This window comes from Pseudomonas marincola, from assembly GCF_900682675.2.
Taxonomy (GTDB): Bacteria; Pseudomonadota; Gammaproteobacteria; order Pseudomonadales; family Pseudomonadaceae; genus Aquipseudomonas; species Aquipseudomonas marincola.
This window is the reverse complement of sequence record NZ_LR215729.2, coordinates 896,191-921,208: the sequence shown is the minus strand read 5'-3', so window position 1 is coordinate 921,208 and position 25,018 is coordinate 896,191. Positions and strand designations below refer to the sequence as shown.

Genomic DNA, 25,018 nt, shown 5'->3' with positions numbered 1-25,018 from the left:
CAATACTCCGGGGCAATTTCGACAATGCGACGAGTTTCATTCAGCCGGTGGCAACTCACAACAAAGTCGCCCGCCGCTGAATAGTGCCCGATAAGGCAGCGGGATAACCACTGCCTTATCGGGCATGCGCTCACCATCCTTTAATTTGCGAACGCGCGACGGGGGTTTTCTTCCAGCCGGTCATGCAAGGCCAGAAAGTGCTCAAGCACCTGCTCGGGCGCCTCTGTTTGCGGGTAATGACCAATGCTCGGCAGCAAAACCGTGTCAGCATCTGGGATCAGTTGGCGATAACGGTTGAGCATATGCTCGCCCGATATCGGATCAACCGCGCCATCAATCAAACGCAATGGCACGCCCGGCGCTTGCATGGCTGCCAGCCAGAGATCCCGGTGCACCTTGCGCTCGGGCATGTAGCGAATCAGCCGATGCATGATGTTAGGCCCGTCGTTCTGGCTGATCAGCGTCCAGAAGTCGTCCAACTCGGCGGCTGTTGGCTGGGTGTTGGCACCAAATATTCTGGCGAAACTCTTGTCCAGGGCGCTCTTCGAGAACAGCTTACCGAACAACGCGCCGAGCGGGCTGAGCAACAGTTTCTGCACCAGCACCGGATGATGGGTTTCAGGAAACAGCCCGCCATTGAGGAATACGCAACTGGCCAGCGCACAGCTACCGGCCACGTGACGCGCCAGCAACTCCTGCGCCACGCTGTCGCCGTAATCATGGGCGAGAATATGCACAGGCTGGCTGACTTGCAGATGCGCCAGCAATGCCTGCTGCAAATCTGCCTGTTCGAGCAGGCTGTATGCATGGCCGCGCGGCTTGGCGGAGTCGCCGAAGCCGAGCATGTCGCAGGCGATCACACGGAATCGCTGCGCCAGCGGCTGCCACAAATAGTGCCAGTCCCAGCTTGCCGTCGGGAAACCATGGATCAGCAGCAACGGCTCAAGACCCAAGTCGTTGCTGCTCTGCCAATAGGCAATGGTGTGACCCTTAAAGCTGAAGTGCTGCGCCTGAGAGCGCCAATCACTCAGCGCAATGCCTGCCAGAGCCATTAGTTGGCGTAGCCAGGCATTTGCTGATCGAGCTTACGCAGCAAGGCGGGCCAGGCCAGCGTGCCGCCCATACCTTGTGCGCTTTTCATCACGCCGGCGATCATCGCTTTGGCGCCATCGAGGATTTGCTGCGGGATGTGGATAAGTTCGCCACCGCCACTTTGCGCCATGATCTGCGCTTCGCAGGCGCGCTGCAGGGTGAACATCATCAGGAAGGTGTCGGCGATAGTTGCCGAAGCCGTGAGCAGGCCGTGGTTGGGCAGGATCATGAAGTTCTTGTCGCCCAAATCCGCCTGCAAGCGCGCCTTTTCTTCATGATGCAAAGCCACGCCTTCGTAGCCGTGATAAGCCAGACTCGACAGCACGAACAGCGACTGCTGAGACAACGGCAACAACCCTTGCTTCTGCGCCGAAACGGCAATCCCCGCTGGCGTATGGATATGCACCACGCATCCTACGTCGTGACGCACTTCGTGCACGGCGCTGTGGATGGTGTAGCCCGCCGGATTGATCTCATACGGGCTGTCCATCAGCTTTTTGCCGCTGATGTCGATTTTCACCAGGCTGGAGGCGGTTATTTCATGAAACATCAAACCGAACGGGTTGATTAAAAACTCATCAACACCGGGAATCTTCGCCGAAATATGGGTGAAAATCAGGTCGTCCCAACCGTACAGCGCAATCAGCCGGTAACACGCGGCGAGGTCTACGCGGGTTTGCCATTCAGCGGCAGACACCTGATCTTTGATATTCACGTCGGGAATAGCTTGGGCAGCAGTCATCGCGGTCACCTCGGTACTGTGAGTAATTGTTATCAGTACTCTGGAGTCTAGCGACTGCTGCGCCGATGCCTAGTTGCCCAAGCAGCCAGCTTAATGACCTTGCGGGTCACATCACGCAGGCTTTGCTTGGACAATACAATTATCAGGCCTTGAGCAAGGCGATGAACTCGGCCAACCACGGCTCGGCATCGGTCTCGGGCGTTACGCTTTCGCTGGAGTCCAGCCGCAACATTGGCAGCGCCTCTTTAATGCCCAACTCGGCATAGAGTTCGCGAACCAGCTCGCCACCGCCGCAGAAGGTGTCGCCATAACTCGAATCGCCGAGTGCGATTACCCCGCCCGGCAAACCAGACCACGCTGGCAGGTGGTCGCGGATAGCGTAATAAAGTGGCTGCAGGTTATCCGGCAGTTCACCCATGCCGGTGGTCGAGGTCACACACAGAAACGCTTGCGGATTAAATGCCTGAACCTCGCTTAAAGTGGCACGCGGGTTGTGCCATGCTTCCAGACCTGCGGCCTGCAGCAACTTGGCCGCATGGCGAGCAACTTCCTCTGCGGTGCCATAGACTGAACCGGAGAAGATCGCGACTTTCATAGAAACAGCTCCAAACATTAGGTAATTGATGATTATTATGCCGTAACTGGACTCTTCAGCCGGATATTTTAGAATTAGGCAATAAGCCTTGAGAGCAGACACATGATCAGCGCCAAACTGTTACAACTGGTAATAAATGCATCGAACGACGGAATTGTCGTCGCCGAACAAGAAGGCGAAGACAATATTCTGATTTACGCTAACGCTGCGTTCGAAAAGCTCACCGGTTACAGCGCTGATGAAATCCTCTATCAGGATTGCCGCTTCCTGCAGGCAGGTGACCGCGATCAGGCGGGCCTGGACATGATCCGTGAGGCCGTGAGAAAGCGCGAACCTTGCCGTCAGATCATTCGCAATTATCGAAAAGATGGCACTCCGTTCTGGAATGAGCTGTCAATCACACCCGTATTCAACGAGCATGATCAGCTGACCTACTTCATCGGAATTCAGAAGAACGTCACAGAACATGTACATGCTCTGGAGCGCGTGAAGCAGCTTGAAAAACAGTTGTCTACACTTCAAGCGCAATTGGAGGAGGCTAAAACACAGTCCTAGATCGAACTAAGACTCTGTTCTGCTGTCAGAGGTTTACCCACGCGTGCAGTCACGAGTTCAATCATGCAAGAGCAAGCCATTCTTACCAAGGCCGAGATGGCGTTCATCAAGCGCCTGTACAAACCGGCCAAACCGGTAGATCAAGCCCCTAAAGAAATTTTGGTGGATGCTGACGGCCCGCTTAAGACACTTCTTGCAGCCTATGCGAACACGGCGCAGCTCACGATTGAAGCCCACTTCGAAGGTCAGCGCCTGACCTTCACCCCGCAACTGGTTGAAGACGACCAGCATGTACAGCACCTGGAACTAGGCACACCGCAGATTTTTGATGACACCAACTCAACTCGTTCCTGGCGCTTGCCGTTAACCCCAGCCGTCGAGCTGAGGCTGAGCAATGGCAAACCCAGTGGGTTATTGGTGCATGAAATCTCAATGCACGGCCTACTGGTAGAGCAGCGACACAAACGCACGGCTCCGAAAACCTTGAATAAGTTGCTGCCGTTGCCAGGCGATAAACCAATCGCTATTCACGCGACCCGAGTGCGCTCTACCAAAAAAGGCATGCACGCCTACAGCCTTGAGCAGCTCGACCATGTGAGCAAGGAGCGCTTGCAGCAATACATCTACGAGAAACACCGCGAACTCTTCCCTCAGGCCCATCAGGTCTGAGCGATCCGCAGATACAACAAACCCGCCTGCTTGGCGGGTTTGTTGTATCTGTAAGGCATGAATCCTTACCATCGAATAAAAAACCGGCCACTCATAGTGTTGCCTCGGAGTCGCCGGGTTGCGCAGCCTGTTAGCGTACTTGCAGTGCGTTATGCGGATTGCTGCAGCGCCAAAACATGTACAAATAATAGTGTTTGCATAACATCTGTACAGCTATTTCCGCCGAACGGTCGAACGAGCCCAGCGAAATCAGGTTTCTCCGATCACGCTAAGCAGATTTTTTGAGAGTAAGGCTGATCAGGTATCCAGATGCCCGGCCAAAAACTGCTGCAAACGGCGCGGCATCAAACGCCCTTCACTTCCCAGGCAAGCGATTGGGCTGCCAACCAAGCTGTCGCTGGCCAAGTCGGCGCCATCGCCGGCAAACGCCAATGGGCAATTGATACCCAACGCCAGACGCTTGAGGGTTGCAGGCAGATCATCAGCCGGCGGCTGGTTGCTGAACACCACCACGCCACGCGGCCGGGTTTTCTCGCAGATCAGCGTCAGTTCTTTCAGCGGCTGCCCCAAACCAAGCGCAGTCACGCCAAAGTCACCACCGCTGAGCAACAAGCTAGCCACCAGCAACTCAAGCTCGCGGCAGGCACCTGGCAGCGCCACCAGAAGGACTTTAGCGCTGTATTGACCTTGCGTCAGATGAGCACGTTGCAGGGTTCTGGCACGCAGAAAACCATCGAGAAACAACCACTCACTGGTCTGCCCGAACTGGTCCTGATTTAGCAGGAGCTCTTGCCAGACCGGCATGAACACGTCCTGGAACACGACAGGCAGTGGGTAAGTGGAAAAAACCTGGCCATAAAGCCGGTCGAGTGCGGGCTCATCGAAATGGCTCACGGCCTGGCGCAGTTGCGCTTGCCATTGTTCCCACTCAGTCGCCGTAATCTGCTCATAGCCTTTGCTGCTGGCGGCTTTGACGGCGGTGGTTTTAGCCAGAATCTTGCCGACCTTGCTCACCGTAACACCGCGCTCGATCCACGCCAGAATACTGCGTACCGACTCGATATCCGCCAGCGAATACAGGCGGTGACCGCTGTCGGTGCGCACCGGCTGAATCAAACCATAACGTCGCTCCCAAGCCCGCAGCGTTACCGGATTGACACCGGTCAGGCGACATACTTCGCGGATTGGGAATAGCTCCTCTTCCTTGAGGGCAGTCGATGTAAGGGATGGCGCATCCACAATATCGGTCATGACTGAGGCATTCGCTTTTGATGATCTGAGCATTGTAACTCAGCTATTACCGGCATACCTTGTACAAAACATGTACAAGGAGATGATCGTGGCCAATTTCCCCTCCTGGCCCCTGACGCTTTACTACGCTGGCGACTGCCCGCTGTGCGCCAGAGAGATCAACCTGCTCAAGCAAAAAGCTGATCCCGCCAAGTTGTTGTTCGTTGACATCAACGACGCGCAATTCGATGCCAAGGCGCTGGGTCTGAGCCAGCAAAGCATGGAAGACCTGTTGCACGCCCGTTTCGCCGACGGCCAATGGGTCAAAGGCGTCGATGCGACCTATTGGAGTTGGTGCGCCGCCGGGCTGGGCCGTTGGGTGGCAATACTGCGCTGGAAAGCCATGAGGCCGCTGATTGAGTTCGGCTACCGCCTGTTCTGCCTCATGCGCCCGCATCTGGCTTGGCTGCCGCACCCGGATGGTGCAAAACGCTGCGATTTAGCCAACGCCGACAACCGCAAGCCTCGCTGCAAAGATTGATCTGGCTAATTCTGCAAAAAACGGAATAATCCTTGCCTGTCTTTTACCAGCGCTCATTACCCCGAGCGCGGTAATGCTCGCCTACACCCTTGGCGCGCACTCAGGCTTAATGGAGATACACAATGTCTGCACAACCCGTCACCCTGATGGTGGCGCGCCGTGTTGCTAACGGCCACTATCACGACCTAATCGCCTGGCTGCATGAAGGCGAACATCTGGCGACTGACTTTCCTGGCTATTTAGGCTCCGGCGTTCTCGCCCCGCCTCCAGGCGATGACGAATTTCAAATTATCTTCCGCTTCGCTGATGAGCAAACGCTCGCCTCATGGGAGCACTCGGCCTCACGCCAAGCCTGGCTGTCGCGCGGGGCTGGCTTGTTTGCCCAGCCAACCGAACAGCGCGCCACAGGGATTACCTCATGGTTTGGCCCCGCCAATAAACAGCCTCCGCGCTGGAAGCAAAGCGTGGCCATATGGCTGGCGTTCTTCCCTGTCTCGCTGGCCTTCAACCTGCTGTTTGGCGGCCTGCTGGCAGACTTCTCGCTGATTACCCGCGTGTTGCTCAGCACACTCGCGCTGACGCCGCTGATGACCTATCTGTTCATTCCGCTGTCGACGCGCCTGCTCGCGCCCTGGCTGCAGGCACGTGCAGTAACCCGTCCGCAAGCAGGCATTGCGTCGAGCGCCGCAAAACTGCGCTGAAATAACCGCTGCCCAACTGGCGCGAGGTATTTGCCGCCCTGGCAAGTACCTCGCACAGAACTGCTGAAACGTATGTCTGCCCATGCAACCGCGCCGATGTCATCGCGGCCGACAGCGCCTCTTAAATCGCTCGCAACTTCCGACAGACACGGTTCAGCAGGCAACTGTTGCCAATTAAACGGTTGAGCCGTTCGACGCTCACTGGCATGAGAACATCGAAAGACACCAAGCCCGGCTATTCAGCGCAGCTGCAATCTTCGACAGCAAACGATGCAAAACCTATACATAAAAAAACCATGTACAAATAATGAGAGTGGCGAATGTAAGCTATTAAGGCCTGACAGCGCTGCATACACCTGAAATTTAGGCAAAATAGACCCTAGCTCAAAACTATCCCGCCACAAATCCTTGTACAACTATTGCAGTTGGTATAACTTTAATCACAGCTTTCCGAGCGCCATAGCATCAGCAGCGTGCCACGCCACTTTAACAATCGAGTAGATGATGACTGCTAACCGTGCCCCCATCCTGATCACCGGCGCTACTCAGCGAGTCGGCCTGTACTGCGCTGAGCGTCTGCTCGATGAAGGGCAACCTGTGATCATCACTTACCGCTCCGGGCATGAAAGCCTCGCGCGACTACGCGAGCGTGGCGCCATCGCTTTGCACGCCGACTTCAACTCGGAATCGTCGATTCTTGAGTTCATTGCGACACTCAAGCAACACACTGACTCTCTGCGGGCGATTGTTCATAACGCCTCGATGTGGCGCAAAGAAGAACCCGGCAATGAGGCCGAGGCGTTCAGCCAGATGTTCACCGTGCACATGCTTGCGCCCTACCTGATCAACCTGCACTGCGCCGACTTGCTGCGCAAATCTACGCCTGCCGACATTATTCACATCAGTGACGATGTCACCCGCAAAGGCAGCGCCAATCGCCCGGCCTACTGCGCCAGCAAGGCGGGGTTGGAGAATCTGACGCTGTCATTTGCCGCAAGCCTTGCGCCGGACATCAAGGTCAACTGCATTGCCCCCGCACTCATCATGTTCAATCCCGGGGACAGTGAGGAATATCGCAAGAAAACCCTGAACAAATCCGTAATGGCCATCGAGCCCGGCCCGCAAGTGATCTACCAGAGCCTGCGCTATCTGCTCGACAGCCCTTATACAACCGGCACAACCCTCACTGTAAACGGCGGCCGCCACCTTAAATAAGGCGCTCCGCGAGGACTCTTGAAATGACTGACCTGTTAACCGGCAACTACCGCGAAATTTTGCTCGGCGTCGGCGAAAACCCTGAACGTGAGGGCTTGCTCGACACCCCAAAACGCGCCGCCAAAGCCATGCAGTATTTGTGTCACGGCTACCAGCAGAGCCTGGAGGAAGTTGTGAACGGCGCACTTTTCGCGTCGGACAACGACGAGATGGTGATCGTCAAGGATGTCGAGCTGTATTCACTCTGCGAGCATCACCTGCTGCCCTTTATCGGTAAAGCCCATGTGGCTTATATTCCGACCGGCAAGGTGCTGGGCTTGTCGAAAATTGCGCGCATAGTCGATATGTACGCAAGGCGTCTGCAGATTCAAGAAAACCTCACACGCCAGATTGCCGAGGCAATTCAGCAGGTCACCAACGCCGCCGGTGTAGCGGTGGTGATTGAAGCGAAGCACATGTGCATGATGATGCGCGGCGTCGAGAAGCAGAACTCAGTGATGAATACCTCAGTGATGCTCGGCGCCTTCCGCGAATCGTGCAACACTCGTCACGAATTTCTGCAATTGATTGGACGGAGCAACTAAGCATGCCGCGACTGGAACCCGGGATGGCCCGCATCCGCGTCAAGGATCTGCGCCTGCGCACCTTCATTGGTATCAAGGAAGAGGAGATCAACAACAAGCAGGACGTGTTGATCAACCTGACCATTCTGTATCCGGCGGTCGAGGCGGTGCGTGACAACGATATTGACCACGCCCTCAACTACCGCACCATTACCAAAGCGATCATCCAGCACGTGGAAGGCAACCGCTTTGCGCTGCTCGAACGCCTGACTCAGGAAGTTCTCGATCTGGTGATGGCCAATCAGGCGGTGCGTTACGCCGAGGTTGAAGTGGACAAGCCGCATGCGCTGCGCTTCGCCGAATCGGTGTCGATAACCCTGGCCGCCCATCGCTAAAAAAAATCACAGAGAAACTGCTGCGCTTGGGATTACTGCGTTGGAACCCGACTAAAAATGCTCATTTACTTGATGTAAATTGCGCTTTTGAGCCGCGTTCCGCCTTGTACTCCCTGCGCTCGCGACGTTTCTCTGCGATTTTTCCTCCGCAGGAGGAACAGGGCGCGACTGAGTTAAAAGCACTGGAGCAGAACTGAAAACACTTATTTACTCGATGTAAATTACGCTTTTGAGTCGCGTTCCACCTTGTACACCCTGCGCCGCGACGTTTCTCTGCGATTTTTTCTCCGCAGGAGGAACAGGGCGCGACTGCGTTAAAAGCGTTAGATCAGAAGATATCTCGCTTGCTCGATGTAAATTGCGCTTTTGAGTCGCGCTGCGCCTTGTACTCCCTGCGCTCGCGACGTTTCTCTGCGATTTTTCCTCCGCAGGAGGAACAGGGCGCGACTGGATTCATTGGCTTCTCGAACCTTGGATACGGGCTGCGTAGCCGTTTACTCGCTTCCTCATAGTTAGCTGATGCAAGGCATTGCTGTATGCCGGGGAGGCTTTTATCATCGCCTCAGCACATCCCGCTGTTTTTTGAGAGCCTGCATATGACCGAGCAAGAACGCCTCGAACTCGAAGCTGCTGCCTTCCGTAGCCTGGTACAACACCTGCGCAGCCGCCCGGATGTACAAAATATCGACCTGATGAACATGGCCGGTTTCTGTCGTAATTGCCTGTCTAAGTGGTACAAGGCGGCGGGCGATGACCTTGGTCTGGATGTGACGCCGGATCAGGCACGTGAAGAGATTTACGGCATGCCGTACGCGGTGTGGAAAGAGAAGTATCAGAAGGAAGCGTCTGCCGATCAGAAGGCCGCTTTCAAACAGCAAACCGGTAAAAGCGAGTAACAATGACCGCGTTGAATGATTTTCGTGCACGCCTGCAAAGCGATGACTTCATGTTTGCAGACACCCTGCAATTCATTGCTGAGCATTACACCTATCAACCCAGCGCCTTTACCAACGGCGCGGTTGAAAATGCTGCCGGGCAAAATGAAGGCTCGTGCAAAACCCTCGGCATGGCTGTGCTTGAAAAGTTTTCTGATGAAGAAGCGCTCAAGTGCTTTGGCGAGCATTATCGCAGCGTGGTTGCCACTCCAGATGGCAGCGACCACGGCAATATCCGTGCATTGATGGCCACAGGCTTGGCCGGCGTATCGTTCAGCCAGCAATCGATCACGCGCAACGCCTGATCGCCGAGTGCAAGCGCAAGCCCGGCAACGCCGGGGCTTGCGAATCTGCCTCAGATGCTATCGAGATAACGCTCGACATCCAGCGCCGCCATACAGCCGGCACCTGCTGAGGTAATCGCCTGACGGTAAACGTGATCGGCAACATCACCAGCGGCAAACACGCCCGCGACGCTGGTCGCTGTTGCATTGCCATCGCGTCCGCCATTGACCACCAGATATCCATCTTTCAGTGCCAACTGGCCCTCGAACAATGAGGTGTTGGGCGTGTGCCCGATGGCCACAAACAGGCCGTCCACTTTCAACTCGCCATGGCTGCCATCGTTGTTGAGCAAGCGCACGCCTGTTACGCCCATGTCATCACCCAGCACCTGATCCACCTGTGCGTTGAGGCGTAACTCGATCTTGCCCTCGGCGATTCGCGCCTGCAGTTTGTCCTGGAGGATTTTTTCGGCGCGGAAGGTTTCGCGGCGATGCACCAGCGTCACCTTGCTGGCGATATTAGCCAGATACAACGCCTCTTCGACCGCCGTGTTGCCGCCACCAACTACAGCGACCTCGCGGTTGCGGTAGAAGAATCCATCGCAGGTGGCGCAGGCAGAAACCCCTTTGCCCATGAACAACTCTTCACTCGGCAAACCCAGATAGCGAGCACTCGCGCCGGTCGCGATAATCAGCGAGTCGCAACTGTAGGTAGCGCTGTCGCCAACCAGGGTAAACGGTGCACCAGCCAGATCGACGGCGTTGATATGGTCGAAAACGATTTCGGTCTCGAACCGTTCGGCGTGTTCTTGCATGCGCTGCATCAAGGCCGGGCCGGTCAAACCGTGCACGTCACCGGGCCAGTTGTCGACCTCGGTGGTGGTGGTTAGTTGGCCGCCAGCCTGCATGCCGGTAATCAGCAAGGGCTTTAGATTGGCCCGGGCGGCGTAGACAGCAGCACTATAACCGGCAGGGCCGGAGCCGAGGATAATCACACGGGCATGACGTTGTGCGGACATTGCTAGCTCCTGCCGACGCATTGTCGGCGCGATAAAAGCGGATTTACCCAATACCCGGGACAAGGTAGCCACGGTAAATCCGAAACGGTTGGAATGCTGCGCAGACTACGCAGGCAATCACAGGCGGGGAAATACCGATTACCAATGCGTCAGATAGGCATTGGCTATCACGTAATTTGTGACGAAAATTCAGCGCCAACCCGTCACGGCGGCCCTTTCCACCCGCCACTAAAGCCGGTAAGGTCGCGCCTGTAAGTACCCTTGGAGAACGCTATGCCCGCCCCCGTGCTTTCTGGCCCGCAATACCTGAGTGAAGGTTTCAGGCTGATCATGCGCCCCGGCTTGCGCCTGTTCGTGCTGCTGCCACTGACCATCAACGTGATTCTGTTTATCGCGCTGGTCGGTTTTGCTATTCAGCAATTCAGTGGCTGGGTAGAAACATTCATCCCCAACCTGCCGAGCTGGCTGAGCTTTCTTGAGTATGTGCTCTGGCCCCTGTTTGGCGCCCTGGTTGTGCTGATGGTGTTCTTCACCTTCACCATGCTCGCCAATATGATTGCCGCGCCGTTTAACGGTTTTCTCTCGGAGAAAGTCGAAATCGTGGTGCGCGGAGAAGACAACTTCCCGCCTTTCAGCTGGACCGAGTTCATGGCGATGGTGCCGCGCACTATTGGCCGCGAGTTACGCAAGCTGGGCTATTTTCTGCCGCGCGCGATCGGCCTGTTCATCCTTTCATTCATTCCGGTAATTAACTTAGTTGCCGCTCCACTGTGGCTGCTGTTCGGTATCTGGATGATGGCCATCCAATACATCGACTACCCGGCGGATAACAACAAAATGAGCTGGCAGGACATGCTTGCCTGGCTGCGCCAGAAGCGCTGGCAGTCTCTTGGTTTTGGCGGCATCACTTATGTGGCCTTGCTGGTACCGGTGGTCAATCTGGTGATGATGCCGGCAGCGGTTGCCGGAGCAACGCTGTTCTGGGTGCGCGAACGCGGCGATGCCGTTGTCACGGTAAAGCAACCATAACGTCATATCGGCTACATGGCAGCAGCCGACACTGCTGTCATGAGCACACCCTCCCTGTACATCTCACTGATCAGCGAAACCTTTGCACCGGAAACCAACGGCGTCGCCAATACGCTTGGCCACTTGGTCGAGGGGCTGCGCCTACGCGGGCACCAAGTACAACTTGTACGTCCAAGGCAGGCAACCGATGAAGGCGCCTCGCAAGATGAACAACTGGTGCTGACCCGTGGCTGGCCGCTGCCGGGCTATCCCGGCTTGCAGTGGGGCCAGTCGGCGTTGCACAAACTGATCAATCGCTGGCGCAAACAACGCCCCGATGTGCTTTACATCGCCACCGAGGGCTTGCTGGGTTTGTCCGCCTTACGTGCTGCCCGGCGTTTGCAGATCCCGGTGGTCAGCGGCTTTCACACCAACTTCCATCACTACGCGGCGCACTATGGCGCAGGCTTACTGACTCAGGCTTTGATCCAATATCTGCGCTGGTTTCATAACCGTTCGCAGCTGACATTGGTGCCTTGCAACGGGCAAAAAACCGAGTTGCTGCGGCACAGTTTCGAGCGAATCGAATTGATGGCGCGCGGGGTCGACGGGCAGTTGTTCAATCCCGCCAGACGCTGCGCCTTGTTACGCCAATCCTGGGGCGTGGATGAAGACTCGGTTGCGGTGATGTACGTGGGCAGAATGGCCCCCGAGAAAAACCTCGGGCTGCTGGGGACGGCGTTCACTCAACTCCAAACACGCTTTGCCCATTTACGTTTGAAACTGGTGATTGTCGGCGATGGCCCGCTCCGCCCAGCCCTGCAGCAACAACTGCCCGATGCAGTGTTCTGCGGCATTCAACAGGGCGAAGCGTTAGCCAGCCACTACGCCAGTGCAGACCTGTTTCTGTTCCCCAGCGTGTCGGAAACCTTCGGCAATGTAGTGCTCGAAGCGTTGGCGTCAGGTTTGGGTGTGGTCGCGTTTGATCGTGCGGGTGCGGCGCAGCACATTCGCCACGGTTACAACGGCGCGCTGGCCATACCCGGCGATGAACAGAGCTTTATCGACGCGGCGTGCTGGCTGCTGGAAGCCCCGGAAAATTTGCGCAGAACCCGCCTCAACGCGCGCAAACATGCCGCGCGTCAGGGCTGGGAGAATATTACCGGGCAGTTCGAGTCGCACCTGCGCAGTGCCATGCAGGCGGCTGATCCAGTACCCGCTGGCCAAACCCAGCGCTGAAACGACAAGCCCCGAATAATCGGGGCTTGTGGATACGTGCTAACGAGCGGGCTTAAACCAGACTCATCAACGCATCGCGGCTGAAGGGCAGAATATCCTGATTGCGGCCTTCGCGGACCTTGATCAGCCAATCCGGATCAACCAGCAGCGCGCGGCCGACGGCGACCAGATCAAACTCCTGATTATTCAGACGGGTCAGCAGGTCATCCAGGCTGGCCGGCTGGGCTACTTTGTCGGTCTTGACCATGAACTGCATAAACTCGCCATCGAGCCCGACGCTGCCGACGGTGATCGTAGGCTTGCCGGTCAACTGACGGGTCCAGCCGGCGAGATTGAGGTCTGAGCCTTCAAACTCCGGCTCCCAGAAACGGCGAGTCGAGCAATGGAAAATGTCCACACCGGCATCCGCCAGCGGCTTGAGGAATGCGCCCAATTCTTCTGGGGTCTGCACCAGACGCGCGGTGTAATCCTGCTGCTTCCACTGCGAAAAACGCAGAATGATCGGGAAGCCCGGCCCTACGGCGGCACGCATCGACTTGATCAACTCGATCGCAAAGCGCGAGCGCTGAGCCAGATCACCACCGTAACCATCGGTGCGCTGGTTGCTGGTTTCCCAGAAGAACTGGTCGATCAGATAACCGTGTGCGCCATGGATTTCCACGCCATCCATGCCGATGCGTTGCGCATCGACAGCGGCCTGAGTGAAGGCCTGAATGACCTCATCAATGTCTTCCTGAGTCATGCCGTGAACCACGACATTACCGTCTTTGACCTTCTCGCTCGGGCCGTAACCCGGAACGCTGGCGTCCGGCTCGGTACCGGCGCGACGGATGCTGCCGACATGCCAGAGTTGCGGGACAATCTTGCCGCCTTCAGCGTGCACGGCCTCAACCACTTTCTGCCAGCCTGCCAGTGCATCTTCGCCAAAGAAGCGCGGCACATTGGGATAACCGTTGGCGGCTTTGTGGCCGACGGTTGTGCCTTCGGTGATGATCAGGCCAACACCCGAAGCAGCGCGGCGACGGTAGTATTCGATGACTTTGCTGTTGGGCACGCCGCCCGGTGAAAACGAGCGTGTCATTGGCGCCATGACCACGCGGCTCGGCAGCTCCAAAGCGCCGAGCGAGAAAGGTTGAAACAGTGCATTTACCGGGGCGTTCATAATTACTCCTGCAGCCATTGTGGCTCGTTCAAGGTCTATAAATTCAGGGTTGCAGCAACAGCCGCAAGCGATGAGTGAAGGCCGCTAGTGCCTCTGTACTGGCAGAAACTTTGAGCCGGGTTAACGCCCCTTGCCAGGCGTTGGTGATAAACATGGCCAGGTTGGCGCAGTCTTCATCCGCGCCGATTTCGCCCATCTGCTGCGCCTCTTCAAGGCAGGCTTGGAGAATCTCGGCAGAGCGTTGAAAAATCTGCTCAACCTGCTGGCCGATCGAGGGCGCAAGCTCGGCCATCTCAAAGCCGAGACTGGCGATGAAGCAGTGATACTCAAGCTTCTCCTGCGCAGCGAAATGCTCAACCAGGTCCTGGTAATAATCGAGAATTCGGCCGCACGGGGTCTGTTCGGCATTTGTCAGCGCCAATGCATAGCGCTGCAAGCGCGGCGCGTACAGGTATTCCAACGCCTGCTGGGCGAAGTCTTCCTTGCTGGCGAAATAGTGGTAGAAGGAGCCTTTGGGCACCCCCGCAGCCTGGACGATTTCCTGCACGCCGGCACCGTGATAACCCCGGCGGGTCATCACCTCAGTACCTTTGGCGAGGATAAGGTCGCGCTTGTCGAGACGTATTGAGCGATTCATGTCGCGCACAATATGACCGGTCGTCTCGGTTTCCCAGTACTATTGATTTTAGTGATTAACTATCCAACAGCAGACGCCCAGTGCAGCCACGCGGTAGCAGCAGAAAGCGTCGTTGCTACAGCCAGGTCACGTGCTGTTCAAGCGGGAAACGCAGACGCGGGTTGTACACGCCCTTCTCGCCTTGCTTACCGACTGCCAGCAGCATTATCGGCAGCGCTTCACGCGGGATATCCAGCGTTTTGCGCAGGCGCACCTCGTCAAAGCCTTCCATGGGGCACGTTGCATAGCCATGACTTTGAAAGGCCAGCATCAGGTTCTGCGCCGCGAGCGCCGTCGACTTGACCGCCCAGATGCGCATCTGTGCCTTGCTGTTCGGGGTTCTCATCAGCGGTTTGCGCAATGCGGCAATGCGCAGCATCTGCCTCTTGCAGAAACCGAGTATCCCCAACGGCCCCTGGTTGTATTGAAACGGTGCGGTCTTGCGATAGAAGTGGCGAATTCGCCCCGGCACTTCTGGCTCTGGCCAGTACTCGATAATATTTTCACACGCCTGGCGCCATGTATCCGGTCGCGCCAACACGGCAATGATCAATGGCGCCTTGGCAGCGTTCTGGCTCATGCAAACCGGATGCAGACGCGCGAGCAATTGCGGGTCGCGAATGACCTGAAAGCTCCACGGTTGCAGGTTGCAGGAATTGGGCGCCAGCACGGCCATTTGCAGACAGTCCCGGATCAACTCATCGGGAACCGGCTCGGAGCTGAAACGGCGGACCGAGCGACGACTTTCAATCAGCGCACGCAGCGCCTCGGGCGATGCTGATGTTACGGGTTCTTCGCTCATCACAAGCTCCTCGGCGATTGCACCGATTAAGCCGTGATCATGGCGTTCGGACAAGCCATGTCGCCGTTGTGCCCGCTGAGTTGGCATAACTGGCGCATTGATGCAGGTGAGTTAAGCGAGGTGGATTGATTGCCTGCCCGCTAACGAGCCGGCAATCGTTTATCCGCTGGCCGAATAAGCCTGTGGCCAGCTTGCAAGCTAGCCGAGAGACTTCTCGATGGCGGCAATCAGAGCCGGATCATCAGGTGTTGTGCGCGGCGAGAAACGCGCCAGAACGCGGCCATCCTGACCGACCAGAAACTTCTCGAAATTCCAGGTGATATCGCCAGGAAACTCGGCGCCCTCGCCCGCCAGCAGGCGGTACAACGGATGGCGACCCGCCCCGTTAACATCCATCTTGCTGCCCAATGGAAACGTCACGCCGTATTGCGTGGTGCAGAACTCGCGAATCTGTTCTTCGCTGTCCGGCTCCTGCCCGGCAAATTGATTGCACGGCAAACCCAACACCGTAAAGCCTTGCTCGCGGTAGGTTTGATACAGCTGCTCGAGTCCGCTGTATTGCGGGGTAAGCCCGCATTTCGAGGCGACGTTAACAACCAGCACGACTTGGCCTTTAAAAGGGGCCAGCGGTAAATCCTGACCGTCCAGTGCTCGCAAATTAATGTCGTGGAAGGCACTCATTCATCAACTCCTGGAGAGCGTTTGCGGGGTACGGCAGAGGGCAAAAAGGCGCCATAAGGCGCCTTTGGTTTACTCATATTAGCAGTGCTGGGCGCAGATGACAGAACCATAAGTCGCCTTGAGAACGTCGGTCATTATCGCGTCCTGTTGAGCCACGCATTCAAGCGTCGCGCAACTGCGATAAACACACACCCAGCCTGCTTTGAGTAATTAGTGCTGGTGACCACCTTCGCCGTGGATGTGGCCGTGAGCCACTTCTTCTTCGCTGGCGTCACGCACGTTTACAACTTTAACTTTGAAGTTCAGACGCTGGCCAGCCAATGGGTGGTTGCCGTCGACGATTACGTCGTCGCCATCCAGCTCACGGATAGTCACGATCTGCATGCCGCCATCAGGACCCGAGGCGTGAAACTGCATGCCGACTTCCAGCTCGTCGACGCCTTCGAACATCGAACGGTTGAGAGTAGCGACCAATTCAGCGCTATATTCACCGTAAGCATCTTCTGGCTCAACGGAGACGTCCAGCTCGTCGCCAGCTTGTTTGCCCAGCAGGGCTTTTTCCAGACCAGCGATGATGTTACCGGCACCGTGCAGGTAGGCAAGCGGAGCACCGCCAGCCGAGCTGTCGATAACCTCACCGGCATCATTGGTCAGGGTATAGTCGATAGAGACAGCTTTATTGGCAGCGATCAGCATGGGGCGAGACCTTTTGCAGAAGTTTAAAGAACGGACAAGTTTAACCAAGCCAACGCCCGAAAGCGAACCCACCGCTGACAGACGGAAAGATAGTACAAGCTCTCACGTGCTTGACTTTCGTCAGGACGAGCACGGTGATTGGGTGGCAGTCTTGTCATGTGGCCACACTCAGCACTTGCGTCATCAACCGCCATGGCAGAACCGGGCATGGGTACTGGATGCGCAATTGCGGCAACGCCATATTGGCCAGCCATTTGCCTGTGGCTGGTGTGCAAGCGAGACTGCTGCTGAAAAGCGATAGTCATTTACCCGGTGGCCTTTAAGCCAAGGACTATTCAATGTCGGCACGTAACATTCTGGTAATCAATTGCGGCAGCTCATCGATCAAGTTTGCTCTGGTCAATGAGGCACAGCAGTCCTTTGCCATCAGTGGCATCGCCGAGCGACTCGGCAGCCCGGATGCCGTGTTGCATTGGCAGCTCGGCGACAAAAAGCACAGCGCGATGATGGCTTTCGGCGATCATCAGGCTGCACTCGCCGAGCTGATGCCAAAAGTGCAGGCCGCCGCCAATGGTAAACTCCACGGCATTGGCCACCGCGTGGTACACGGCGGAGAAAAATTCACCACGGCGAGCCGGCTTAATCAGGCAACCCTCAACGCCATCAAAGCCACCTCCCCGCTCGCGCCGCTGCACAACCCGGCGAACTTGCTGGGCATTGACGTGGCCATGAAGCTCTTCCCCAATTTGCCGCAAGTGGCCGTGTTCGATACGGCTTTCCATCAAACGCTGCCCCAGCATGCTTATCGCTATGCACTGCCCGAGTCGCTGTATCGCGAGCACGGGGTGCGCCGTTACGGTTTTCATGGCACCAGCCACCGTTTTGTCAGCCGCCACGCCGCCGAGCTTTGCGAGCTTTCAGTGGGTGATAGCAGTTGGTTGGTCGCACACCTTGGTAACGGTTGCTCTACCTGCGCCATCGTCAATGGCCAGAGCCGCGACACCAGCATGGGTTTGACGCCCTTGGAAGGCTTGGTGATGGGTACACGCAGCGGCGATGTCGACCCCAATCTGCACAGCCACTTGGCGCGCACACTGGGCTGGGATCTGGAACAAATCGATCATATGCTCAACCGCGAAAGTGGCTTGCTTGGGTTGTCCGGCTTGTCGAACGACATGCGCACGCTTGAGCAGGCTCGCGAGCAAGGCCATGCCGGAGCCACGTTGGCTATCGAGGTGTTTTGCTACCGGCTGGCCAAATCTCTGGCTGCTTTGAGTTGCGCACTGCCGCAATTCGACGGGCTGATATTCACCGGCGGCATAGGTGAAAACTCACCGCTGATTCGCACGATGACAGTCGCCCACCTGAAACTATTTGGCCTGGTCCTGGATAAGGAAGCCAACGCCCGAATGATCCGCGGCATCAGCGGGCCGATTAACGCTAAAGATCATCCACGCGTGCTGGTTGTGGCGACCAACGAAGAACGCCAGATCGCCCTCGACACGCTGGCTCTGCTTAACTGACGTAAGCAGTCTTGCAGTCATTCACTGACCACGCGCTACCGCGCACTCGACAGGAAACCGCATGCACACCTTTTTTGTAGCCCCAACCGGATTTGGTGTCGGCCTGACCTCGATCAGCCTCGGACTGGTCGGTGCGCTGGAGCGCGCTGGCCTCAAGGTCGGCTTCTTCAAGCCAATCGCGCAACCGCATCAGGGCGACGCCGGCCCCGAACGCTCGAGTGAGTTGATTGCCCGCACCCACGGCCTCAACTCGCCAAAACCGCTGGGCCTTGCTCATGTCGAAAGAATTCTCGGTGACGGTCAACTGGATGAGCTGCTGGAAGAGATCATCAGCCTCTATCAGCAAGCGGCCGAAGGCAAGGATGTGGTCATTGTTGAAGGCATGGTCCCCACTCGTCAGGCCAGTTACGCCGCACGGATCAATTTTCATCTGGCCAAAAGCCTTGATGCCGATGTGATTCTGGTCTCTGCACCGGATCAGGAAAGCCTGCATGAACTGTGCGACCGGGTGGAGATTCAGGCGCAGTTATTTGGTGGCCCGAAAGACCCGAAAGTGCTCGGGGTAATCCTCAACAAGGTGCGCCACGATGCGGGTATGGATGCCTTTGTCGAACGCTTGCAGGAAATCTCGCCGCTGTTTCGCCGCGATGATTTTCGCCTGCTTGGCTGCATCCCTTGGGAACCGGAATTGAACGCACCGCGCACGCGCGACATTGCCGACCTGCTCGGCGCCAGAGTTCTCAATGCCGGTGATTACGAGCAGCGGCGCATGCTCAAGATAGTTCTGTGCGCACGCGCGGTGGCCAACACCGTGCAGCTGCTTACGCCCGGCACTTTGGTAGTAACGCCAGGCGACCGCGACGACATTATTCTCGCCGCCAGCCTGGCCGCTATGAATGGTGTACCGCTGGCAGGTTTGCTGCTGTGCAGCGACTTCAGCCCGGACCCGCGAATCATCGAGTTGTGCCACACCGCGCTGCAAAGCGGCCTGCCGGTAATGGCCGTGAGCACCGGCTCATACGATACCGCGACCAACCTCAATCGACTCAACCGCGAGATTCCGGTAGACGATAAAGAACGCGCCGAGAAAGTCGCCGACTTTGTGGCCAACCATATTAATCACGACTGGTTGAGCACCCGCTGCGGCACGCCCCGTGAGTTGCGTTTGTCGCCGCCGGCGTTTCGCTATCAGCTGGTACAGCGCGCCAAAGCTGCGAATAAACGCATTGTGCTGCCGGAAGGCAACGAGCCACGCACGATTCAGGCAGCGGCTATTTGTCAGGCACGCGGCATTGCCCGCTGCGTGTTGCTGGCTAAGCCCGAAGAGGTCTACAGCGTTGCCAAGGCGCAAGGCATCGAGCTGCCGGACGATCTGGAAATTCTCGACCCGGACCTGATTCGCGAGCGTTATGTCGAGCCCATGGTTGAACTGCGCAAAGGCAAGGGGTTGAACGCGCCCATGGCCAGCGCTCAACTGGAAGACACGGTCGTGCTGGGCACCATGATGCTGGCTCTGGACGAGGTGGACGGACTGGTATCTGGCGCCGTGCACACCACTGCAAACACCATTCGCCCGGCGCTGCAATTGATCAAGACGGCGCCTGGCTACAAGCTGGTTTCCTCGGTGTTCTTCATGCTGCTGCCCGATCAGGTCGTGGTGTATGGCGACTGCGCAGTCAACCCGGACCCGAGCGCGCCGGATCTGGCCGAGATCGCCCTGCAGAGCGCGAACTCGGCTCTGGCCTTCGGGATTCCGCCACGGGTGGCAATGCTTAGTTACTCAACCGGCGACTCGGGCACGGGTGAGGAAGTCGAAAAGGTGCGCGAAGCCACGCGGCTGGCCAAGCTGGCGGACCCTGCATTACTTGTCGATGGCCCGCTGCAATACGACGCGGCGGCTATCGAGAGCGTTGGCCGTCAGAAAGCGCCGAACAGCCCTGTAGCAGGCCGGGCGACGGTGTTTATCTTCCCCGACTTGAACACTGGCAATACCACCTACAAAGCTGTGCAACGCAGCGCGGACTGCATCAGTGTCGGGCCGATGCTGCAGGGTTTGCGCAAGCCTGTGAACGACTTGTCGCGCGGGGCATTGGTCGATGACATCGTCTACACCATCGCCCTCACCGCCATCCAGGCCGCCAACCTGCCCCAGTAGCCGTCTGGCCTGATCCTTTCAGGCCAAACAGCGGCAAACATGGCGGTATTGTCAGCCAATTAAGCAAAAATTCAGCGAAGTTCGATATTTTAAGTCTGCAGGCTTCAAGGTAATCTGCGCACCCCAAGAGCCGCACCTGATTGCGGCAATAAATAAACCGGGAACGCCCTTTCCATGGAGGCACCTACCCGCATGCTGCACTTTCTCCCTGCCCCTTTGCGCGGCGTACTCAGCGCCAGCCTGTTGGCTATTAACACCCTGTTCTGGTGTATTCCGCTGTTCACTGTAACCCTGCTGAAAATTTGCCTGCCTTTCAAAGGCGCACGGCGCGCTTGCAACTGGGCGATGAATTTCATTCAGGAAGGCTGGATTAGCTGCAATAAAGCCTGGATGAAACTGCTGTGTAATATTCGCTGGAACGTGGATGGCTTGCAGGCGCTCGACTATCAGCACACGTATCTGGTCACCAGTAACCACCAGAGCTGGGTCGACATTCTGGTGTTGCAATACCTGCTTAATCGCCACGTCCGCCCGCTCAAGTTCTTCCTCAAACAGGAGCTGATCTGGGTGCCGGTGATTGGCTTGTGCTGGTGGGCGCTGGAGTTTCCGTTCATGAAGCGTTACTCCAAAGCCTATCTGGCCAAGCATCCGGAAAAACAGGGCAAGGACCTGGAAACAACCCGCAAAACCTGCGACAAGTTTCGCGGCAGCCCTGTGGCCATTTTCAACTTTCTCGAAGGCACACGCTTCAATCCGAGCAAGCATGCGCAGCAGCAATCTCCGTTCAACAATTTGCTCAAGCCCAAGGCTGGCGGCGTCGCGTTTGTATTGGATGCGATGGGCGAGCAGATGCACAAGATCGTCAACTCGACCATATACTATCCGCAGGGCAACCCCGGTTTCTGGGACTTGCTGACCGGCAAGGTGAATGATGTGGTTGTGCGCTTTGAGGCGTTGCCGATTCCGCAGGAATTTCTCGGCAAGAGCTACGATCAGGACGAAAGCTATCGCCTGGCGTTTCAACAGTGGGTGAATGCCTTGTGGGAGAAAAAAGACGCCGAGTTGAGCGCACTCAAGCAAGGTCATTACACCGGCCAATAACCCCGCTCCACTACTCAACAGCCAGCACCATCACTGGGGCGCTGGCCGTTGCGTGGTTAGCTCAGTGTGGAGCGCAGCGCCTCGCTAAAACCAAGTGCCGGCTGCTTGTCACACGGCGAGAGCAAAATATCGCGCGCCTGCATGGCACTGCAGAAATACTTGAATTGCCGGCGACCGCTACGCTTGGCTTCATACATCGCAATGTCAGCGGCGCGCAGCAACTCCTCCACTGTTTGCCCGCACTCAGGCATCGAAGCCACACCGATGCTGACGCCCAGACTGAACTCGACGCCGTCGATGCTCTGCGGAGTTGAAACCACATCTATCAGTTTTTGCGCCACGCGCCCGGCATCTTCGGGCGTATTGAGGCTATCGAGCAATACGGTGAACTCATCCCCGCCCAGGCGCGCCAGCGTATCGTAAGGGCGCAGGCAGCCCTGCAACATCTCACTCACGCGGCGCAGTAAAAGATCACCGGCGTCGTGGCCCAAGGTATCGTTGATTTTCTTGAAACCATCCAGGTCGAGAAACAGCAACGACATCGACTTTTGAGTGCGCTCGATGCGCGCCAGCGCCAACTCCATCGACTGGTAAAAACCGCGGCGATTGAGCAGCCCCGTCAGCGCATCTGTAATTGTCAGCGACTCCAGTTGGCTGCGCAGATGGCGCTCCACTGTCATATCAAGCGCCATCAATACCAACGCGCCGCGTGGCCCCGGTAACGGCGCGCAGGACAATGTCACCGGCACGCTTTCACCCATGCGCGAACGCAGCATGAAGTCGGTCAGGCGAAAATTCTTATTGGTTTGCCATTGGCTATAGATAACCGATTGCAACCAGCCAGTCGGCTGTTCAGGTTGTTTGATATAGCCCATGAAGTGAGCGCCTTGCAAAGCCTCAACCGAGGTCTTGAGCATGGCGGCAATGGTTGGGTTGGCAAAGCGGATCACGCCGTCAGCCTCGATTACCATGATGCCTTCAGCGGCACTGGTCAAAATAGAGGCATTGAAGGCGCGCTCGCTCTCCAGTTGCTGGCTCAACGCCAACAATTCGCGGCGGTGCCTCGCATGCTCAAGCAGCGACTCGACCTTATGGCGCAGCACCACGGGATCGAAGGGCTTTTTGATGAAATCGATCGCGCCCTGAGAGTAACCCTTGGCGAGAAAGGAGTGGCTTTGCTCCAGACCGGAAAGAAAAATGATTGGGGTGTATCGACTGCGCGGATCTTCGCGCATAAGCCGGGCGACTTCGAAACCGTCCATCCCGGGCATTTGCACATCCAGCAACACCAGACTGACATCCTGCGTTTGCAGGATTCGCAAAGCCCCAGCGCCGGAATTGGCGCAGACAATCCGCCAGGGACCGTCGTCCAGCAACTCGCTCACGCCATCAAGGTTATCCTGCTGGTCATCCACAACCAGAATCAATTGACTACCAGACCCAGCTTCCAAACGCGTGATATGCATGCCTCCCCCAAACCGATTTGTCGCGCTCACTGCAAAAAATGATCGGCTATTTTTGTCTATCGGCATCAGCGCGCAGACCTTGAACGCCAGTCCCAACTTCAACTGGCTCTGTCAGAAAATAGCACAATGCCACTATCAAAGAATCAAGGCCAAAAAAAAGCTCCCAACGGGAGCTTTTCTTCTGCGCCAATACGCTTATTGCATTTGTTGCAGGGTAATTTCCACACGACGATTTTGCGCACGACCTTGTTCAGTCGCGTTGCTCGCGATCGGCTGATTAGGGCCGGCACCGTAGGCAGAAATGCGGTTACCCGCCACGCCATTGGAAGACAGGTACGAGGCAACACTCTGCGCACGCGCATTGGAGAGGTTCTGGTTCAACGCCAGCGAGCCAGTGCTGTCAGTGTGGCCGACAATATTGATGCCGCTCTTATCGAACTCTTTGAAAACCGTAACCAGTGAGTTCAGCGTTGGATAGAAGCTGCTGGAGATGTCTGAAGAGTTGGTCGCAAAGGTAATGTTACCCGGCATGATCAACGTCAGTTGGTCACCATTACGCTGCACTTGAACACCAGTGCCTACCAGGCGCTGACGCAGTTGAGCTTCTTGCTTGTCCACGTAGTAGCCATAACCACCACCCGCAGCGCCACCGACAGCTGCGCCGATCAATGCGCCTTTGCCGCGGTCTTTCTTGCTTGAGGTCGCCGCGCCGATAACAGCCCCTGTCACAGCGCCAATGCCGCCGTAGATACCGGATTTCCCGGCTTCGCTTTCGCCTGTGTAAGGGTTGTTGGTGCACGCCGCCAGCATAGTAACTCCGGCTGTTAAGATCGCCAGATTTCGCCACTTGTTCATCGGTAGTTCCTTTGTTTACGTGTTATTTCAGGTCTAAGACCTGAACATGTCGATTCCAAAACGCCATTAAAGTTCTGACGCCGAGCCTATCAGAAAGCCTTCAAACAAACTGTGAAGCGCTAACCTCATGCACGCACAAAGGGGTTTTCACGCATCTCATCGCCCAGGCGGGTATCCGGCCCGTGACCGGTTACAACGGTTGCCTCTTCATCCAGGGTATAAAGCCGCTGCTTGATCGAGCGCTCAATAGTCGCCGAATCTCCGCCCCACAAATCGGTCCGGCCAATGCCGCGACGAAACAGGGTGTCTCCGGCAATCAACAGCTTGGCCTCGGGAAACCAGAAGCTCATCGAGCCTGGTGTATGGCCTGGCGTGTGCAGCGCCACACCACAGCCGCAGTCGAGCGCCTGATCATCCGTCAGCCATTGATCCGGCGCTGGCACTGGCCGGTAAGGCACACCGAACATCGAACACTGCATCTCCAGATTGTCCCAGAGAAACTGATCTTCCTTGTGCAGGTGCAGCGTTGCGCCGGTCAGCTCTTTCATCTGCCCGGATGCTAGAAAGTGATCGAGATGGGCGTGGGTGTGAATAATGCTCACCACCTTCAAACCGTGCGCATCAAGCCGCGCCATGATCGCGTCAGGGTTGCCGCCCGGATCAACCACGATGGCCTTCTTGCTCACGGGGTCACCGATAATCGTGCAGTTGCACTGCAAAGGGCCGACAGGGAAGGTTTCGCGGATAAGCGCAGGTTTCGCGGTTTGCATGAGGGGTTCCTGTATTAGTGACGGCCTATTTTACACAGTGTCACCAACAGCGCATGGGCTGGCAACCACACTCAACCAACGCTCTGCGCCTGCTTTTAGGGCTTGAGCTTGGGCACCAGCACGTGGACTCAAGCAATAAACTCCCTGTGCAGTGGTGCGGAATTCGCGTGCTGGGCTGCGCTGAAAATGAATCGCGATCGATACATTCAAGCCGCTGCGGATTCGCTGCTTAGTTACTCTCAAAAGGCTATTCAGGGGGCTTTCAAGGCAAAGCACGATCACCTGTTGCCGACTGTCCGGGAGCAAGGCCAGGCAGTGAAAATGATCGTGCTAAACAGCGGTATACGA

28 protein-coding genes are annotated in these 25,018 nt (G+C 56.8%); 15 read left to right on the top strand and 13 right to left on the bottom strand.

Annotated features, from left to right (window positions below; all coding sequences use genetic code 11):
• Positions 1 to 140: 140 nt before the first annotated feature.
• From PMYSY11_RS04205 to PMYSY11_RS04195, 3 genes are all read right to left on the bottom strand, one after another.
• Positions 141 to 1,052 (bottom strand): alpha/beta fold hydrolase, encoded by a 912-nt coding sequence (locus tag PMYSY11_RS04205; protein ID WP_150548395.1) that lies wholly within the window; start codon positions 1,050 to 1,052, stop codon positions 141 to 143.
• Positions 1,052 to 1,834, bottom strand: coding sequence for a class II aldolase/adducin family protein (locus tag PMYSY11_RS04200; RefSeq protein WP_150548394.1), 783 nt, complete (start codon positions 1,832 to 1,834; stop codon positions 1,052 to 1,054). Before PMYSY11_RS04200 ends, PMYSY11_RS04205 begins: the two co-directional genes overlap by 1 nt.
• A 142-nt stretch (positions 1,835 to 1,976) precedes the next feature.
• The gene (locus PMYSY11_RS04195) at positions 1,977 to 2,429 is read right to left on the bottom strand and encodes a flavodoxin (protein WP_069902100.1); all 453 of its coding nucleotides are present in this window, start codon (positions 2,427 to 2,429) and stop codon (positions 1,977 to 1,979) included.
• Positions 2,430 to 2,531: 102 nt separating this feature from the next.
• Between PMYSY11_RS04195 and PMYSY11_RS04190 the strand changes: the two genes are divergently transcribed.
• Complete coding sequence (locus tag PMYSY11_RS04190) at positions 2,532 to 2,984, top strand: PAS domain-containing protein (RefSeq protein WP_090515151.1); 453 nt, start codon at positions 2,532 to 2,534, stop codon at positions 2,982 to 2,984.
• A gap of 63 nt (positions 2,985 to 3,047) precedes the next feature.
• A complete protein-coding gene (locus PMYSY11_RS04185; RefSeq protein ID WP_150548393.1) occupies positions 3,048 to 3,653 on the top strand; it encodes a PilZ domain-containing protein in 606 nt (201 codons plus the stop codon).
• A 297-nt stretch (positions 3,654 to 3,950) separates the two neighbouring features.
• Here PMYSY11_RS04185 and PMYSY11_RS04180 read toward each other — a convergent pair whose 3' ends face one another.
• Positions 3,951 to 4,904 (bottom strand): MerR family transcriptional regulator, encoded by a 954-nt coding sequence (locus PMYSY11_RS04180; protein ID WP_150548392.1) that lies wholly within the window; start codon positions 4,902 to 4,904, stop codon positions 3,951 to 3,953.
• A 70-nt stretch (positions 4,905 to 4,974) separates the two neighbouring features.
• Between PMYSY11_RS04180 and PMYSY11_RS04175 the strand changes: the two genes are divergently transcribed.
• The 7 genes from PMYSY11_RS04175 (at position 4,975) to PMYSY11_RS04145 (ending at position 9,538) form a co-directional block, all read left to right on the top strand.
• Positions 4,975 to 5,424, top strand: a complete 450-nt coding sequence (locus PMYSY11_RS04175) for a thiol-disulfide oxidoreductase DCC family protein (RefSeq protein WP_150549651.1) — start codon at positions 4,975 to 4,977, stop codon at positions 5,422 to 5,424.
• 122 nt (positions 5,425 to 5,546) lie between these two features.
• Complete coding sequence (locus PMYSY11_RS04170) at positions 5,547 to 6,125, top strand: putative antibiotic biosynthesis monooxygenase (protein ID WP_150548391.1); 579 nt, start codon at positions 5,547 to 5,549, stop codon at positions 6,123 to 6,125.
• Between the two features lie 504 nt (positions 6,126 to 6,629).
• Positions 6,630 to 7,340, top strand: coding sequence for a dihydromonapterin reductase (gene folM, locus PMYSY11_RS04165; RefSeq protein ID WP_090515229.1), 711 nt, complete (start codon positions 6,630 to 6,632; stop codon positions 7,338 to 7,340).
• Between the two features lie 23 nt (positions 7,341 to 7,363).
• The gene (gene folE / locus PMYSY11_RS04160) at positions 7,364 to 7,924 is read left to right on the top strand and encodes a GTP cyclohydrolase I FolE (RefSeq protein WP_069902094.1); all 561 of its coding nucleotides are present in this window, start codon (positions 7,364 to 7,366) and stop codon (positions 7,922 to 7,924) included.
• Positions 7,925 to 7,926: 2 nt separating this feature from the next.
• A complete protein-coding gene (gene folX / locus PMYSY11_RS04155; RefSeq protein ID WP_069902093.1) occupies positions 7,927 to 8,298 on the top strand; it encodes a dihydroneopterin triphosphate 2'-epimerase in 372 nt (123 codons plus the stop codon).
• 596 nt (positions 8,299 to 8,894) lie between these two features.
• The gene (locus tag PMYSY11_RS04150; protein ID WP_069902092.1) at positions 8,895 to 9,194 is read left to right on the top strand and encodes a DUF1244 domain-containing protein; all 300 of its coding nucleotides are present in this window, start codon (positions 8,895 to 8,897) and stop codon (positions 9,192 to 9,194) included.
• 2 nt (positions 9,195 to 9,196) lie between these two features.
• Positions 9,197 to 9,538: a HopJ type III effector protein gene (locus PMYSY11_RS04145; RefSeq protein WP_069902091.1), complete on the top strand. Its 342-nt coding sequence runs from the start codon at positions 9,197 to 9,199 to the stop codon at positions 9,536 to 9,538.
• A 50-nt stretch (positions 9,539 to 9,588) separates the two neighbouring features.
• On the opposite strand, the gene trxB is transcribed toward PMYSY11_RS04145, so the two are convergent.
• Positions 9,589 to 10,536, bottom strand: coding sequence for a thioredoxin-disulfide reductase (trxB, locus tag PMYSY11_RS04140; RefSeq protein ID WP_150548390.1), 948 nt, complete (start codon positions 10,534 to 10,536; stop codon positions 9,589 to 9,591).
• 273 nt (positions 10,537 to 10,809) lie between these two features.
• On the opposite strand from trxB, the gene cysZ reads away from it, so the two are divergent.
• Both cysZ and PMYSY11_RS04130 read left to right on the top strand, forming a co-directional pair.
• Positions 10,810 to 11,565 carry a sulfate transporter CysZ gene (cysZ, locus tag PMYSY11_RS04135; protein ID WP_069902089.1) on the top strand — a complete coding sequence of 252 codons (756 nt, stop codon included), beginning with the start codon at positions 10,810 to 10,812 and terminating at the stop codon, positions 11,563 to 11,565.
• A 15-nt stretch (positions 11,566 to 11,580) separates the two neighbouring features.
• Positions 11,581 to 12,783, top strand: a complete 1,203-nt coding sequence (locus PMYSY11_RS04130; protein ID WP_150548389.1) for a glycosyltransferase family 4 protein — start codon at positions 11,581 to 11,583, stop codon at positions 12,781 to 12,783.
• 52 nt (positions 12,784 to 12,835) lie between these two features.
• Here the strand turns inward: PMYSY11_RS04130 and PMYSY11_RS04125 are convergent, their stop codons facing one another.
• The 5 genes from PMYSY11_RS04125 to PMYSY11_RS04105 form a co-directional block, all read right to left on the bottom strand.
• Positions 12,836 to 13,945: an NADH:flavin oxidoreductase gene (locus tag PMYSY11_RS04125; RefSeq protein ID WP_150548388.1), complete on the bottom strand. Its 1,110-nt coding sequence runs from the start codon at positions 13,943 to 13,945 to the stop codon at positions 12,836 to 12,838.
• A 43-nt stretch (positions 13,946 to 13,988) separates the two neighbouring features.
• Positions 13,989 to 14,582, bottom strand: a complete 594-nt coding sequence (locus tag PMYSY11_RS04120; protein ID WP_150548387.1) for a TetR/AcrR family transcriptional regulator — start codon at positions 14,580 to 14,582, stop codon at positions 13,989 to 13,991.
• Between the two features lie 115 nt (positions 14,583 to 14,697).
• Positions 14,698 to 15,423 (bottom strand): nitroreductase family protein, encoded by a 726-nt coding sequence (locus PMYSY11_RS04115; RefSeq protein WP_150548386.1) that lies wholly within the window; start codon positions 15,421 to 15,423, stop codon positions 14,698 to 14,700.
• A 198-nt stretch (positions 15,424 to 15,621) separates the two neighbouring features.
• A complete protein-coding gene (locus PMYSY11_RS04110; RefSeq protein WP_069902085.1) occupies positions 15,622 to 16,104 on the bottom strand; it encodes a glutathione peroxidase in 483 nt (160 codons plus the stop codon).
• Between the two features lie 210 nt (positions 16,105 to 16,314).
• Positions 16,315 to 16,800 (bottom strand): FKBP-type peptidyl-prolyl cis-trans isomerase, encoded by a 486-nt coding sequence (locus PMYSY11_RS04105; protein ID WP_069902084.1) that lies wholly within the window; start codon positions 16,798 to 16,800, stop codon positions 16,315 to 16,317.
• On the opposite strand from PMYSY11_RS04105, the gene PMYSY11_RS04100 reads away from it, so the two are divergent.
• The 4 genes from PMYSY11_RS04100 to PMYSY11_RS04085 all read left to right on the top strand — a co-directional run bounded on the left by PMYSY11_RS04100 (position 16,769) and on the right by PMYSY11_RS04085 (position 21,579).
• Positions 16,769 to 17,101, top strand: coding sequence for a DUF3565 domain-containing protein (locus tag PMYSY11_RS04100; protein ID WP_075723387.1), 333 nt, complete (start codon positions 16,769 to 16,771; stop codon positions 17,099 to 17,101). The genes PMYSY11_RS04105 and PMYSY11_RS04100 overlap by 32 nt on opposite strands.
• 37 nt (positions 17,102 to 17,138) lie before the next feature.
• The gene (locus PMYSY11_RS04095; protein WP_150548385.1) at positions 17,139 to 18,323 is read left to right on the top strand and encodes an acetate kinase; all 1,185 of its coding nucleotides are present in this window, start codon (positions 17,139 to 17,141) and stop codon (positions 18,321 to 18,323) included.
• Between the two features lie 61 nt (positions 18,324 to 18,384).
• Positions 18,385 to 20,478: a phosphate acetyltransferase gene (pta, locus tag PMYSY11_RS04090; RefSeq protein WP_150548384.1), complete on the top strand. Its 2,094-nt coding sequence runs from the start codon at positions 18,385 to 18,387 to the stop codon at positions 20,476 to 20,478.
• 192 nt (positions 20,479 to 20,670) lie between these two features.
• Positions 20,671 to 21,579, top strand: coding sequence for an acyltransferase (locus PMYSY11_RS04085; protein WP_079235646.1), 909 nt, complete (start codon positions 20,671 to 20,673; stop codon positions 21,577 to 21,579).
• Positions 21,580 to 21,635: 56 nt separating this feature from the next.
• Here PMYSY11_RS04085 and PMYSY11_RS04080 read toward each other — a convergent pair whose 3' ends face one another.
• From PMYSY11_RS04080 to PMYSY11_RS04070, 3 genes are all read right to left on the bottom strand, one after another.
• A complete protein-coding gene (locus tag PMYSY11_RS04080; protein WP_069902081.1) occupies positions 21,636 to 23,045 on the bottom strand; it encodes a GGDEF domain-containing response regulator in 1,410 nt (469 codons plus the stop codon).
• Positions 23,046 to 23,240: 195 nt separating this feature from the next.
• On the bottom strand, positions 23,241 to 23,900 hold the full coding sequence (locus tag PMYSY11_RS04075) for a YiaD family glycine zipper/OmpA-like lipoprotein (protein WP_069902080.1): 660 nt from the start codon (positions 23,898 to 23,900) through the stop codon (positions 23,241 to 23,243).
• 125 nt (positions 23,901 to 24,025) lie between these two features.
• Complete coding sequence (locus PMYSY11_RS04070) at positions 24,026 to 24,670, bottom strand: MBL fold metallo-hydrolase (protein ID WP_069902079.1); 645 nt, start codon at positions 24,668 to 24,670, stop codon at positions 24,026 to 24,028.
• Between the last annotated feature and the right edge of the window lie 348 nt (positions 24,671 to 25,018).